The sequence below is a fragment of the Algiphilus sp. genome, assembly GCF_023145115.1.
GTDB lineage: Bacteria > Pseudomonadota > Gammaproteobacteria > Nevskiales > Nevskiaceae > Algiphilus.
In genome coordinates, this window is record NZ_JAGLEJ010000003.1 from 1 (window position 1) to 13,510 (window position 13,510).

The 13,510-nt window shown below is 66.3% G+C and carries 12 protein-coding genes and 1 tRNA gene; 10 read left to right on the top strand and 3 right to left on the bottom strand.

The window, feature by feature from the left end; genetic code table 11:
• Positions 1-404: 404 nt before the first annotated feature.
• On the bottom strand, positions 405-980 hold the full coding sequence (rsxA, locus tag KAH28_RS01085; protein WP_290573954.1) for an electron transport complex subunit RsxA: 576 nt from the start codon (positions 978-980) through the stop codon (positions 405-407).
• A 337-nt stretch (positions 981-1,317) separates the two neighbouring features.
• Entirely contained in the window at positions 1,318-3,354 is a 2,037-nt protein-coding gene (metG, locus tag KAH28_RS01090; protein ID WP_290573955.1) for a methionine--tRNA ligase, read from the bottom strand.
• Positions 3,355-3,491: 137 nt separating this feature from the next.
• Between metG and KAH28_RS01095 the strand changes: the two genes are divergently transcribed.
• The 6 genes from KAH28_RS01095 (at position 3,492) to KAH28_RS01120 (ending at position 10,161) form a co-directional block, all read left to right on the top strand.
• A complete protein-coding gene (locus tag KAH28_RS01095) occupies positions 3,492-3,845 on the top strand; it encodes a hypothetical protein (protein WP_290573956.1) in 354 nt (117 codons plus the stop codon).
• Positions 3,846-3,927: 82 nt separating this feature from the next.
• Positions 3,928-4,494: a dCTP deaminase gene (dcd, locus tag KAH28_RS01100; RefSeq protein WP_290573957.1), complete on the top strand. Its 567-nt coding sequence runs from the start codon at positions 3,928-3,930 to the stop codon at positions 4,492-4,494.
• A 185-nt stretch (positions 4,495-4,679) separates the two neighbouring features.
• On the top strand, positions 4,680-7,424 hold the full coding sequence (locus KAH28_RS01105; RefSeq protein ID WP_290573958.1) for a TonB-dependent receptor: 2,745 nt from the start codon (positions 4,680-4,682) through the stop codon (positions 7,422-7,424).
• 140 nt (positions 7,425-7,564) lie between these two features.
• Positions 7,565-8,572: a hypothetical protein gene (locus tag KAH28_RS01110; protein WP_290573959.1), complete on the top strand. Its 1,008-nt coding sequence runs from the start codon at positions 7,565-7,567 to the stop codon at positions 8,570-8,572.
• 1 nt (position 8,573) lies between these two features.
• The gene (locus tag KAH28_RS01115) at positions 8,574-9,905 is read left to right on the top strand and encodes an alkaline phosphatase PhoX (RefSeq protein WP_290573960.1); all 1,332 of its coding nucleotides are present in this window, start codon (positions 8,574-8,576) and stop codon (positions 9,903-9,905) included.
• A 179-nt stretch (positions 9,906-10,084) separates the two neighbouring features.
• Positions 10,085-10,161: transfer RNA gene (locus KAH28_RS01120), tRNA-Arg, on the top strand.
• Between the two features lie 251 nt (positions 10,162-10,412).
• Here KAH28_RS01120 and KAH28_RS01125 read toward each other — a convergent pair.
• Positions 10,413-10,613 (bottom strand): helix-turn-helix transcriptional regulator, encoded by a 201-nt coding sequence (locus KAH28_RS01125; RefSeq protein ID WP_290573961.1) that lies wholly within the window; start codon positions 10,611-10,613, stop codon positions 10,413-10,415.
• Positions 10,614-10,753: 140 nt separating this feature from the next.
• Between KAH28_RS01125 and KAH28_RS01130 the strand changes: the two genes are divergently transcribed.
• The 4 genes from KAH28_RS01130 to KAH28_RS01145 are packed head-to-tail and all read left to right on the top strand — an operon-like array spanning position 10,754 to position 13,491.
• Positions 10,754-10,996, top strand: a complete 243-nt coding sequence (locus KAH28_RS01130; RefSeq protein ID WP_290573962.1) for a hypothetical protein — start codon at positions 10,754-10,756, stop codon at positions 10,994-10,996.
• Positions 10,989-12,245, top strand: coding sequence for a site-specific integrase (locus KAH28_RS01135; RefSeq protein ID WP_290573963.1), 1,257 nt, complete (start codon positions 10,989-10,991; stop codon positions 12,243-12,245). The genes KAH28_RS01130 and KAH28_RS01135 overlap by 8 nt, the downstream gene beginning before the upstream one ends.
• Positions 12,242-12,574, top strand: a complete 333-nt coding sequence (locus tag KAH28_RS01140; protein WP_290573964.1) for a hypothetical protein — start codon at positions 12,242-12,244, stop codon at positions 12,572-12,574. The genes KAH28_RS01135 and KAH28_RS01140 overlap by 4 nt, the downstream gene beginning before the upstream one ends.
• On the top strand, positions 12,571-13,491 hold the full coding sequence (locus KAH28_RS01145; protein WP_290573965.1) for a hypothetical protein: 921 nt from the start codon (positions 12,571-12,573) through the stop codon (positions 13,489-13,491). The genes KAH28_RS01140 and KAH28_RS01145 overlap by 4 nt, the downstream gene beginning before the upstream one ends.
• Positions 13,492-13,510 lie beyond the last annotated feature (19 nt).

Below are 13,510 nucleotides of genomic sequence, written 5' to 3' on the forward strand. Positions count from 1 at the left end.
GCGATGTTGCGAAGCAACGAGCCGACCATGTCCCCCTTCAGGAGGCGCGGCGACTGGTGGTGCGCGCAGGAGGTCGGCCGGCCACGGAAGGCCGGCCAAGCCGCGGAGGACAGGATGTCCGTCCGCGGCGACCCCGGAGCGCGCCGCCAGTCGCCGGGACTCCGGCCCGCCCCGCGGGCGGGCTGGAGCGCCTTCTGCGGGGTACGTTCTTTTGGTTACTTTTCTGTCGTATAACAGAAAAGTAACCCGCGCCGGTCGCGTGGCAACATCCGGCAGCTCTTGCGTCCCAGAGCGCGGAACCAGCCAGCAGAAACGGGTCAACAATGAAGTCATAGGCACCCAGGTTTCGTGGCGCGAAACCCGCGAGCACAAAGGGGTCGACGAGGGATTCGACATCATTCCCATCACGCCAACCCCGCGAAACCCATGAAGGCCAGCGCCATCACGCCGGCAGTGATCAGCCCCACCGGGGCGCCCTGGAAGGCGGCCGGCACGTCGGCGACGGCCAGCCGTTCGCGGATGCCGGCGAACAGCACCAGCACCAGCGAGAAGCCCAGCCCGGCGCCCAGGCCGTAGATGGCGGATTCGAGCAGGTCGTGCGCCTCGCGCAGGTTGAGCAGCGCCACGCCCAGCACCGCGCAGTTGGTGGTGATCAGCGGCAGGTAGATGCCCAGCACCTGATAGAGCAGCGGGCTGGTCTTCTGCACGACCATCTCCACGAACTGCACCACCGCGGCGATCACCAGGATGAAGGCGATGGTGCGCAGGTAGGCGAGCCCCAGCGGTTCCAGCACGAAGGTCTGCACCAGATAGGTGACCACGGCCGACAGCGTCAGCACGAAGGTGGTCGCCAGCGCCATGCCCAGGCTCGACTCGACCTTGCGCGAGACGCCCATGAACGGGCACAGGCCGAGGAACTGCACGAGCACGAAGTTGTGCACGAGCACGGCGCCGATCAGCAGTAGCAGGTATTCGCTCAACTGGTTGGACGGTGTCGAATGGCGCTGCGCCGCACGCAGCCGAACCCGCAATGATCGCGGGCTGGGCGCGGCGGCGCAATGGCAAGATTGGACCTGTCGGCGAGACTAGGCAGCCTCCGGTCCCGTCGCGTCGTCCGGATGGCGCAGAACGCTGTCGCTCAGAGGGTGTTTACAAAACGTAGCGAGCGACGACAGGTGGGCCGCCGCCGGAGCGTAGGTGAGCCACGACCGAAGCCTGCTTCGCAGCGCGGCGAACCAGTGTATAAGCCGATACATGAGTATTTCGAGCACCGCCGGCGGCCCAGATGTCGAGCGCAGTAGTTTTGCAAACACCCGCTCAGGCCAGCCGCATGCCCGGCTCTGCACCACTGTCCGGTGACAGCAGGAAGGGCTTGCCGTCGCCGAAGCTGGCCGCCGCCACCATGCCCTCGGAGACGCCGAAGCGCATCTTGCGCGGCGCCAGGTTGGCGACCACCACGGTGAGGCGGCCCTCCAGGTCCTCCGGCGCGTAGGCCGCCTTGATGCCGGCGAGGATCTGGCGCTCGCCCAGCACGCCGACGTCCAGGGTCAGGCGCAGCAGCTTGTCCGCGCCCTCCACGGCCTCGGCCCGGACGATGCGCGCGATGCGCAGATCGACCTTGCCGAAGTCCTTGATGTCGATGGTCTCGGCCTGCGGCTCGCCCTTCTGCGGGGTGGCGGCAGGGGCGGGCGTGGCTTCGAGGTCGGCGCGGGCGTCGTCGGTCATGGCGGAGATGGTCGGGCTGTCCACGCGCGTCAGCAGCGGCGTGTAGGGCTGGATGGTGTGGTCGAGAAGATCGCGGTCGATGGCATCCCAGCCACCGATCTCGTCGCCCAGGAAGGCGCGGGCGCGAGCGGCGAGCGCGGGCACGATCGGTGCGAGGAAGATGGTAAGCAGGCGGAAGGCATTGAGGAAGGTGGTGCAGCTGGCGTGCAGCAGCGCCTCCCGGCCCTCCTGCTTCGCGATCTGCCAGGGCGCGATCTGCTGGATGGCTTCATTGACCTCGTCGGCCAGCGCCATGATGCGGCGCACCGCGGCCGAGGTATTGCGCGCCTCGAAGCACTCGGCGATGGTTCCGGCTTCCGCGCGCAGGCGCGCGATCAGCGCAGGATCGTGCATGTCGGTGGCGAGCCGGCCGTCGAATCGCTTCTGGATGAAGCCGCTGCAGCGCGCCGCGATGTTGACGTACTTGCCGACCAGGTCGCTGTTGACGCGCGCCACGAAGTCCTCGAGGTTGAGATCGAGATCCTCGACGCTGTCCGACAGCTTGGCGGCGAAGTAGTAGCGCAGCAGCTCGGGCTCGACGTGCCGGCGCCAGGTGGCGGCGCGGATGAAGGTCCCGCGCGACTTGCTCATCTTGGCGCCGTTGACGGTCAGATAGCCGTTGACGTTGAGGGCAGTCGGCGTGCGCATCCCCGCGCCTTCCAGCATCGCCGGCCAGAACAGGCCGTGGAAGTTGACGATGTCCTTGCCGATGAAGTGCCACATCTCCACCGGCGAGTCGGCGCGGATGAAGCGCTCGAGGTCGTCGCCGCGCCGGGCGCACAGTGCCTGCAGGCTGGCGAAGTAGCCGATGGGCGCATCCAGCCATACATAGAAGTACTTGCCGGGCGCGTCCGGAATCTCGAAGCCGAAGTAGGGCGCGTCGCGCGAGATGTCCCAGGCGCGCAGCTCCTCATTCATCCATTCGCCCAGCTTGGCGCGCACCGCGGGCTGGAGATGGGTCTCCGGTGCGTCCATCCAGCGCGCGATGGCCTGCTGCATGGCGGCCAGGCGGAAGAAGTAGTGCTCCGACGGGCGCCATTCCGGCGTCGCGCCGGACACCGCCGAGGTCGGGTTCCTGAGTTCCTCGGGGGTGTAGGTGGCGCCGCAGGCTTCGCAGTTGTCGCCGTACTGGTCGGCCGTGCCGCAGCGCGGGCAGGTGCCGCGCACGTAGCGGTCCGGCAGGAACATGTGCTTCTGCGGGTCGAAGGCCTGCTCGATGGTGCGGGTCTCGATCAGCCCGGCGTCGCGCAGCGCGGCGTAGATGCGCGTCGACAGCGTCCGGTTCTCGTCGGAGTGCGTCGAGTGGTAGTGATCGAAGGCCACGCCGAAGGCAGTGAAATCGGCCTCGTGCTCGGCCTGCATCTCCTTGATGAAGGCTTCCGGCGATACGCCGGCCTTCTCGGCCGCCAGCATGATCGGCGTGCCGTGGGCATCGTCGGCGCAGACGTAGTGCACGCGGTGGCCGCGGCTGCGCTGGAAGCGCACCCAGATGTCGGCCTGCACGTAACCCACCAGATGACCGACGTGGATCGGCCCGTTGGCGTAGGGCAGGGCGTTGGTGACGAAGATTTCGCGTTGCGCGGGCGCCATGCGGGTCGGGAGCGCTCTGAAAACGGCCGCGCAGTATGCCATGCGGCCCGTTCGCCCTCGGTTCAGTCGCCGCGGCGCAACATGAGTTCACATTCACGTCCTCGGGCGTCCGGCGCGGTCCGGACGAGGCGCTTGCCGTGATCCGATCAGCCAACAAGCGAGCCATCGGCGCGATGCCGGCAGCGCTGCTGCTGCTGGGCACCGCGGCGTTCACCGCGCTGCCCCCGGCGGCGGCGGATGCCTCCGATGGGCGGGCGCGCGTCCTCGAGGCGCACGCGCACGAGTTCGTCTACTACCCGCGGAGCATCATCTACTATGCGCCGTTGCAGAACCGCTGGTACTGGCGCGAGTCGGGTGAATGGCGCGAGGGCCGGGAGCTGCCGGTGGACTTCGCGGATGCCCTCGACGGCGGCGTGCGCGTGACGCTCGACACCGCGCGCCCCTGGGAACGGCACGAGGTCGTGCGCCGCCAGTACCCGGGCGCACGCTAGCGTACCCGCGACCGCCGGCGCGGCGCTGGCCGGGCGGTGCTTCCCTATAATCGCGGGTGACACCGCAGACCAGGTTGCCCCCGTGAGCATCAAGTCCGACCGCTGGATCGACCGCATGAGCCGCGAGCACGGCATGATCGAGCCTTACGAGCCCGGCCAGATCCGCGAGCAGGAGGGGCGCAAGATCATCTCCTACGGCACCTCCAGCTACGGCTACGACGTGCGCTGCGCCGAGCACTTCAAGGTGTTCACCAACATCAACACCACCATCGTCGATCCCAAGTCCTTCGACCAGCGCAGTTTCGTGGACTTCCACGGACCGGCCTGCGTCATCCCGCCCAATTCCTTCGCGCTGGCGCACACCGTCGAGTACTTCCGCATTCCGCGCAATGTGCTGACCATCTGCCTGGGCAAGTCGACCTACGCCCGCTGCGGCATCATTGTGAACGTGACGCCGCTGGAACCGGAGTGGGAGGGCCACGTCACGCTGGAGTTCTCCAACACCACGCCGTTGCCCGCCAAGATCTACGCCAACGAGGGCGTGGCGCAGATGCTCTTCCTGGAGTCGGACGAGCAGTGCGCGGTGTCGTACAAGGACCGCGCCGGCAAGTACATGGGCCAGCGTGGCGTGACCCTGCCCACCGCCTGATCCGCGTCCCCGGTCCGTGCCGGTCGGGGTGAGCGCTTCCGCGTAACGGGAGTGTCATGTCCAGCCCTTAGCGTGCGTGCCTTTCGCGACCTACCGGTCGCACGAGGGGCAAGGGAGTCAGCATGCAACAGGGAAATTCGCGCGCGCCGCGTGTCATCGCCGCGCTGTGTCTTTGGGCGGGATCCATGGCGGTCGCGAACGCGCAGGACGGAGCGTCGCTGGTCGGGCGGGTACTGACCTCGGAGGGCAGTACCGGCTTCGAGGGCGCACAGGTCGCCATCCCGGAGCTCGGCCGCACCACGACCACGGCCCGTGACGGCCGCTACCGCTTCAACGATCTGCCCGCCGGTGCCCACACCGTGGTGGTGCGCTACCTGGGCGCGCCCGAGGACGCCGAGCGTGTCGAGCTGGATGCCGGCGAGCGCATGACGGTGGACTTCCGCCTCACCGGCGAGGGCACGCAGCTCGAGGATGTGCTGGTCGTCGGCCAGGCGGCCGGGCAGGCCGCCGCCATCAACCAGCAGCGCGCCAGCGACAACCTCAAGAGCGTGGTGTCGGCCGATGCCATCGGCCAGTTCCCGGACCAGAACGCCGCCGAGGCGCTGCGTCGCCTGCCCGGCGTGTCCGTGGCCAACGACCAGGGCGAGGGCCGCTTCGTCATCGTGCGCGGCATCGACCCGGCGCTGTCGGCGACCACCATCAACGGCATCCGCGTGCCGGGTCCCGAGGACGACACGCGCCAGGTGAATCTGGATGTCGTCAGCTCGGACCTGCTGGAGTCCATCGAGGTCATCAAGACCGTGACGCCGGACATGGACGGCGACACCGTCGGCGGCACCGTGGCGCTGAAGAGCGTCACCGCCTTCGACCGCGGCAACAGTCTGAGCCTGCGTGGCTACGGCTCCTTCGCCGAGATCAACAGCGAGACCAGCCCGCGCCTGTCTGCCGCGGGCACGCGCCTGTTCAGTGTCGGCGACGGCAAGGACAACCTGGGTGTCGCCGGCTCGATCTCGTGGTTCCGCCGCGATTTCGGCTCCGACAACGTCGAGACCTCCGGCTGGCCGGAGCTCGAGACTCCGGGCGGCGACGAGATCCGCGGCCTGGAAGAGGCCGAGCAGCGCGACTACACCATCACCCGCGAGCGCCTGTCGGCCTCGCTGAACTTCGACTACCGGCCGAGCGCGGACAGCAGCTACTTCCTGCGCACCCTGTTCAGCGACTTCTCCGACGACGAGCTGCAGGTCACCAACGTGTTCGCCTTCGAGGAAGGCGACGTCACGGCCCTGGACGCGCGCAGCGGCCGCTTCGAGGGCGCCGAGGTCGAGCGCCTGTCCGAGGCACGCGAGGAAACCCAGGAGATCTTCTCGCTGGCCGTGGGCGGCGAGCACGTCTTCGGCGCCGCGTGGACGCTCGACTACCAGGCCGGCCACGCCTTCGCCAACGAGGACAACCCCAGCGCGCTGGGTGCGACCTTCGTCGGCGAGGATCTCGATGTCGGCTACGACCTGGCGCCCTACGGCAGCGAGAAGCCGTCGCTGTTCGGCGTCGGTGCCGCCTTCGACGACGCGGCCAACTATGCGCTCGACGAGCTCGTGCTGGAGGACAGCTTCACCGAGGAGCGCGAGAACAGCTTCGAGATCAATCTCCGTCGCGACACCAACTTCGGCCCCTGGGCCGGCTTCCTGAAGACCGGCGCCAAGGCGCGCCTGCGCGAGAAGGAGGGCCGCATCGACGCCTTCGTCTACGAGGGCTTCGGCGGCGACTTCACGGTGGCCGATTTCGTCGGCGCGCCGCTGGACTATCCCTTCGGCGCCATCAACCCCTACGCCGGTCGTGGCGAGGTGCGGGACTTCTTCTTCGCCAACCGCGACAGCTTCGAGCTCAATGCCGAGGACTCCGATCTCGACAGCCGCATCGATGACTACGATGTCGAGGAGAACATCTACGCCGGCTACGTCATGGCGAGCGTGGACATCGGCGCCGCCCGCATCTTCGGCGGCGTGCGCGTCGAGCGCACCGAGTACGAGGCCGAGGGCACCACGGTGCGCGTGACCGACGACGGCGTCGGCTTCGACCCCTTCGTCGGCGACAAGTCCTACACCGACGTCCTGCCCAGCCTGCACCTGCGCTACGCGCTGGGTGAGCGCGCGGTGCTGCGCGCCTCCTACGCCGAGACGCTGGCGCGGCCGGACTTCGAGGCCGCCGCCCCGCGCGCGGAGCTGGAGATCGAGGAGGACGACGGCGAGATCTCGCGCGAGGGCGAGGCGGGCAACCCCGATCTCGACCCGCTGCGCGCGCAGAATCTCGACCTGTCCGTGGAGTTCTATCCCGGCGGCGTGTCGGTGATCGGCGCCGGCGTGTTCTACAAGCGCCTGGACGACTTCTTCGTGCGGTCCGACATCGCCGGCAGCGGCACCTACGCCGAGTTCGACGAGGTCATCGCCACCGTCAACGGCGACAGCGCCGACCTGTACGGCGTGGAGCTGAACTTCGTCCGCCAGTTCCGCAACCTGCCGTCACCCTTCGACGGCACGCTGATCTCGGCCAACTACACCTACACCGACAGCGAGGCGACGCTGCCCTTCCGCGACGGCGACGTGCCGCTGCCGCGCCAGTCCGAGAATCTGTTCAACCTGGCGCTGGGCTACGACAAGTACGGCATCTCGATGCGCCTGGCGGCCAGTTTCCGCGATGCCTATCTCGACGAGATCGAGGAGCTCGACGATCCGGCCTTCGACCGCTACGCCGACGACCACCTGCAGTTCGACTTCACCGGCAAGTTCCGCATGGCGCCGCGGCTGCAGTTCTTCTTCAACGTCATCAACATCACCGACGAGCCTTTCTTCGCCTACTTCGACGAGCCGCGCTACGCGTCGCAGTACGAGGAGTACGGACGGACCGTCGAGTTCGGACTGGGTTACGACTTCTGATGCGCGGCTCGCCTTCACGACCATCCTGTCGCGTTGCGACTCCGGCGCTTCTCGGTCTCGCACTGCTGCTCGCGGGCTGCGGAGCGGGCGCGGATTCCGCGCGAGCCGCCGCAGACGCGGCCGGCGAAGCGGCCACCGAGATGCCGGCGTCCGCCACATCCCCGGCCGCGCCGGCGCTGATCGAGGAGGCCTTCCTCACCATCCGCGAGGAGGCCGGGAACGTCGACTCCGTGGCGACCTGGCACGGCCCCGACGGTCAGCACTGGCTGATCGCCACCGCCAAGGAAGGCAACGTGCTGCAGGTCTTCGACGCCGCCACCGGCGAATCGCTGCAGCGTGTCGGCGAGACCGGCGACGGCCCGGGGCAGTTCTCGCGCCCCAATGGCATCGGCGTCATCGACGATCTCGTGGTGGTCGTGGAGCGCGACAACACCCGCGTCCAGCTGTTCGCGCTGCCCGGCTTCGAGCCGCTGGGCAGCTTCGGCCGCGATCAGTTGCGTCGGCCGTACGGTGTGTGGCTGCAGCGGATGACCGACGGCGCGTACCGCGCCTTCGTCACCGACGCCTACGAGACCGTCGACGAGCAGATGCCGCCGGATGCGGAGCTCGGCGAGCGTATCAAGCAGTTCCGCTTCACGGTGGGCGAGGACGGTGTCTCGGCGAAGCACGAGCGCAGCTTCGGCGCCACCGATGGCGAGGGCGTGCTGCGCAAGGTCGAGTCGCTGTACGGCGACCCCGTGACCGGCCGCCTGCTGGTGGCCGACGAGGACGCCGTCGACATCAAGCTCTACGACTTCGGTGGCCGCTTCCAGGGCGCCATCATGGGCGCGGACATCTTCGAGCATGAGCCCGAGGGCATCGCGCTCTACGCCTGCGCGGACGGCAGTGGCTACTGGTTCACCACCGACCAGGACACGCGGATCAACCGCTTCCACGTGTTCACGCGCGAGGTGCTCGACTACGTCGGCAGCTTCGGCGGCCCGGTGACCCGCAATACGGATGGCGTCTGGCTCACGCAGACCGCCATGCCGGGATTCCCGGCCGGCACGTTCTATGCAGTGCATGACGATGGCAACGTTGCGGCTTTCGACTTGTCCAGGATCTTCGGCGCACTCTCGCTGACGCCATGCAACGACAGGAACGACTGATTTGGACAGACGCGGACTGATCAAGGGCATCGGCGGCGCGGCGGTGGCCAGCGCCTTCGCCGGCTGGCAGCGCGTGCACGCCGACGGCCCGGTGGCGGCCGAGGGCTTCGGCCCGCTGCGCCCGGACCCCGGCGGCATCTTCGACCTGCCCGAGGGCTTCGGCTACCGGATCATTGCCAGGGACGGCGAGACCATGGCCGACGGCCTGCTGCGCCCGGCGCGGCCCGACGGCATGGCCGCCTTCCCGGGACCGGACGGCCGTGTGGTGCTGGTCTGCAATCACGAGAATTCGCCCGAGGACACCGGCAACGGCGCCTTCGGCAGCGAGCTGGAGCGGTTGCAGAAAGCCCACCGCGACCGCCTCTTCGACGCCGGCGATGCCGGCATCGGGCAGGGCGGCACCACCACTCTGGTCTACGACCCGGGCAGCGGCCTTGTCGAGCGCCAGTTCCTCAGCCTCGGCGGCACCGAGCGCAACTGCGCCGGTGGCCCCACGCCCTGGGGATCCTGGCTGTCCTGCGAGGAGTCCGTGGCGCGCGCTGGCGCGCTGCGCACCCGCGACCACGGCTGGGTCTTTGACGTGCCGGCGCAGGTCGACGGCGGCCTGATCGAGGCGCAGCCGCTGACCGCGCTGGGCCGCTTCAATCACGAGGCCGCGGCGGTCTCGGCAGACCGTGCCGTCATCTACATGACCGAGGACCGCGGCGACGGCCTGTTCTACCGGGCGCTCCTCGCCGAGCCCGGCAACCCGGCCGCAGGCGCGCGCCTGCAGGCGCTGGCGCTGCCGGAGCTGCCCCGTGCAGACACCCGCAACTGGAACGGCAGCAGGCTGCCGGTGGGCGCAACGCGTCGCGTCGCGTGGATCGATCTCGAGCGCACCGACGCCCCCGAGGACGACCTGCGCATCCGTGGCCATGCTGCAGGCGCGGCGCTGTTCGCGCGCGGCGAGGGCCTCTGGGCCGGCGACGGCGCCTTCTACTTCGCCTGTACCTCCGGCGGCCCCGCCGAGATGGGCCAGGTCTTCCGCTACACCCCGGAAGGCGAGGGCGGGCAGCTGGAACTGATGGTGGAATCGGACGGCCGCCTGCTGCGCAACGCCGACAACCTCACCGTGGCCCCCTGGGGCGACCTGCTGGTCTGCGAGGACACCGACGACCACTGCGGCCTCATCGGCGTCACCCCCGACGGCGCGCTCTACCCCTTCGCCCGCAACCTCTACACCCCGTCCGAGCTGGCCGGCGCCTGCTTCGCACCGGATGGCCGCACCCTCTTCGTCAACATCCAGAAGCGCGGTCTGACGCTGGCCATAACCGGTCCGTTTCCTGGCGCCTGATTCAGGCGCGAAACGGGTTCCACTGCCCGCACCGAGTCGGTATACTGCGCGGCCCGCGGCGGTGACAAGCCGCCCGCGACCCGCGGGCCCGTAGCTCAGTTGGATAGAGTGTCTGGCTACGAACCCGTAGGTCATGCAGTAGAATTCGCCGCGCTCCGGCGACAACCAGTAGGTCATCCGGGCCCGTAGCTCAGTTGGATAGAGTGCTTGGCTACGAACCAAGAGGTCGGGAGTTCGAATCTTCCCGGGCCCGCCAAAACGAAAGGGAATCAACGACTCAGCGCGTTGATTCCCTTTTTTCTTGTGACCGGCTGTGACGATGTGGCCCCCGCCGCCCGCATCTGAATATCGCGAGGCAACCCCGATCCGAGTGTTTGGTTCCGTGACCGATCGCGAACCGAAATCGGTGGCTGTGACCGCGCTGTGACCAGGGTGTGACCATTGCGACGGCAGCTGCTGGAGGCTGCATCAGAAATTGACCAAATGGCGTCGTGACCACCTGGGTCATCAATCGACGAATTCCAGCAGGTCTCCGACCTTGCAGTCGAAGTGCCGGCAGAGGGCGTCAATCGTTTCGAGATCGATCCTGCTGGCTGTTTCCTTATAGAGCAGTGTCAGTGTGTTGCGGCTGAGCTGGGTCTGGCGTGCGAGCTCGGCCACGTTGAGCTTGTGCTCGCCCATGTAGCGGGACAGATGGCATCGAATCATGCTGGCTCACTTCTAAGTCATTGAATATAGGACGGTTGCATTCTTCGGTAGACGAGTAGTGTGTAAGGCAGAGCAGAATAATTCTAGATAGAACGAAATTATGAAGCTCTGCATTCTTCAACTCGCCTTAGGAGCATGATATGCAATCTTCCCTGACCTATCTGACTGCAGAAGAACTCGCACTGCGCCTCCCTTACACGGAGCGGACGATCCGCGACCGGCTGAAGGATTCCGTTTTGCTGGAGGGCACGCACTACTTCCGACCGTTCGGTGGCCGGAAGATCCTCTTCATCTGGGAGCACATCGAGCGGGACATGATGAACCCCCGCGTCGATGACCGGGTCTCGATCCCGATGGCCAGCGGAGGGGTCTTCCATGGTTAACGTCCGTACACGGAAAGAGACCGGAAAGCTCACCTTCGACTTCTACTATCGCGGCGCCCGGTGTCGAGAGCAGACCCTTCTGGATGACACTCCGGCCAATCGCCGCGCGATGAAGAAGGTGGCCGAGATGATCCAGGCTGAGATCACGCTGGGTACGTTCGACTACGCGAGCTACTTTCCAGGTAGCAAGCGGGCTGTTTCGCTCGCAGCGGAAACGCAACGCTTGCAAGCTGCGGGTGCGCGCGAAGGTGTGCCGACCTTTGAGCGCTTCGCTGAAACCTGGGTTGCCGAAATGCGCGTGAGTTGGCGAACGGCGACGCAGCGAACGAATCTCGCGACTCTGAACCGCCACATCCTCCCCGTCTTCGGTGTGCGGCGAGTGTCGGATATCAGCAAGGCGGACATCCTGCAGTTTCGGTCGGCGTTGGCAAAGGTGCCTGGACGTGGTGGAAATGTCGGTCTGAGCAACAAGACGATCAATCACACGGTGGGGCTGCTGCTGGCGATCCTCACCGAGGCGGCGGATCGCTATCAGTTCACGAAGCCTGCACAGGGCCTCAAGCGCTTGAAGGTGGCGCGTACACAGGTCCAACCGTTCACGTTAGAGGAGGTCCAACGGATTCTCCAGAGCGTACGCCCCGATTACCGCAACTACTTTCTGGTGCGCTTCTTCACTGGCATGCGAACGGGGGAAGTGCATGGCCTGCGTTGGGAGAACATCGACTTCGAGCGTCGGCTCATACTGGTCCGCGAGACGGTGCAGCGGGGTGTGGTTGAGACCACGAAGACGGACGGGTCTCAACGCGATATTCACATCTCAAGCCTCGTATTGGAGGCGTTGCGGGACCAGGAAAGGGCGACTGGTAACCGGGAGTATGTGTTCTGTACCCGGACGGGAAGCCCACTGGACGCAAAGAATGTGTGTGAGCGCGTTTGGTATCCCCTGCTGCGGCATCTCGGACTACGCGAACGTAGGCCCTATCAATGTCGGCATACCTGCGCGACGTTGTGGCTGGCTGCCGGCGAGAACCCCGAATGGATTGCCCGCCAGCTGGGACACAGCAACACGGAGATGCTTTTCCGGGTCTACAGTCGTTACGTCCCCAATCTGACTCGCCAAGATGGCAGTGCCTTCGAGGGGATGGTCCGCGCTTCCTTTCATGCCGCCAATGATGTCGGTGCTTTGCATGAACGACCTGCGCAATTGGCGCAGCAGCAAGAAGATGCTGGTGTAGGGGGTGGGGCATGAGTTCCCTGCCGCCGTTGGCTCCCATCACACGAGACGAACTGCTGCAGCGGCTTGAGAGAGAAGTCGCGCGAATCGGCTGCGAGCGGAATGCACGCCGCTATGCGGCGATCCTCACGCGAGATCTGCGCATCGAACCGAGTGCTGTGCATCTCATCTGCTACCTCGCAGACGCGCGTAGCAGGAACAATCGCGATGCGTTGACGCTATGGATCCTGGAGCAGTACGAGGACGAGCGGTTCCTGCTGATGGCGGAACACACACCTGAGATCGATTTGCTTCGCGACCGGCTGGTGCGCCGCCTCGCCCGGATGGAGGCAGCCAACTCATGAATGTTGCACGTCTATCGAGCTCGACTTTGACCTCGGCGTCGTTGCCGAAGCAACTACATCAGCGGGTGCCGGCGCAATTCCTGCTCGTGGATCCGCCGCTGCCGATGGGGCCGGAACCGAACTCTCATACGGCCCTCATGCTCCATGACGGATTCGGTTCTGTGTCTGGGGTTGTGTGGCCAGAATGGCGGTCGTTCGTATCCGTGCCATCGCTGCCGGCGGCGGTCGATGTCGATGGATTCGTGCACGTCTACGAAGGCGCCCTGGAACTGAAGGTTCGATCTCTGGAACCGCTTGGGCCCGATGTGGTGCATTGCGCAAGCGCGCTGTTGCCTGTGACGCTCTGTCCGAAGGTGGCGCGTCAGGCTCTGACGGATCTCATTGAACTCGAAGTGTCGCTTTCCGAGCCTTTCAGCGGCTTCCTTCGACGCGTACTGCTGGACCCTGCAATAGGCATTCCATTGCTCTCTTGCCGCGGAAGCGCTAGGCACCACCACAATTTCCCGGGTGGTCTCCTGGTGCATTCGATGCATGCGGTGGATCTGGCGGCAAAGCTCACCCGGAGGTTTCTCCCGGATGACCCTGAGTCAGTGCCGATCGCGCAGCTTGCATATCTTCTTCATGACGTTGGCAAGCTGAGGTCGGTTGGGAGGAGTGATCCTCGCCCCATAGGGGCCTACGCCATGCGTCATGAGTCAGCGAATATCCTTCTTCTCGCTCCACATCTGCAGTGGCTGGAGGCACGTGAACCACGCTACGCGCACGCGTTGATGTACGTGATGGACTATCTGGCAACTCCACGGGAGACGCGTGGCCCTGGAAAGTATCTCGTTGCCGACATCGTTGCGGGCCTCGACTGTTTCAGTGCAGCTTCGCGCAACCGACGTGATCTTGCAAACCTGGTGCGTGCGTGTTAGCGCCGATGCAAAACTGACC

Coding starts and splice junctions, on each gene's coding strand:
- metG (WP_290573955.1), bottom strand. CDS start 3,354: ATGGCGCCCGCGCAACGCGAAATCTTCGTCACCAACGCCCTGCCCTAC.
- KAH28_RS01105 (WP_290573958.1), top strand. CDS start 4,680: ATGGCGGTCGCGAACGCGCAGGACGGAGCGTCGCTGGTCGGGCGGGTA.
- KAH28_RS01110 (WP_290573959.1), top strand. CDS start 7,565: ATGCCGGCGTCCGCCACATCCCCGGCCGCGCCGGCGCTGATCGAGGAG.
- KAH28_RS01125 (WP_290573961.1), bottom strand. CDS start 10,613: ATGATTCGATGCCATCTGTCCCGCTACATGGGCGAGCACAAGCTCAAC.
- KAH28_RS01130 (WP_290573962.1), top strand. CDS start 10,754: ATGCAATCTTCCCTGACCTATCTGACTGCAGAAGAACTCGCACTGCGC.
- KAH28_RS01135 (WP_290573963.1), top strand. CDS start 10,989: ATGGTTAACGTCCGTACACGGAAAGAGACCGGAAAGCTCACCTTCGAC.
- KAH28_RS01140 (WP_290573964.1), top strand. CDS start 12,242: ATGAGTTCCCTGCCGCCGTTGGCTCCCATCACACGAGACGAACTGCTG.
- KAH28_RS01145 (WP_290573965.1), top strand. CDS start 12,571: ATGAATGTTGCACGTCTATCGAGCTCGACTTTGACCTCGGCGTCGTTG.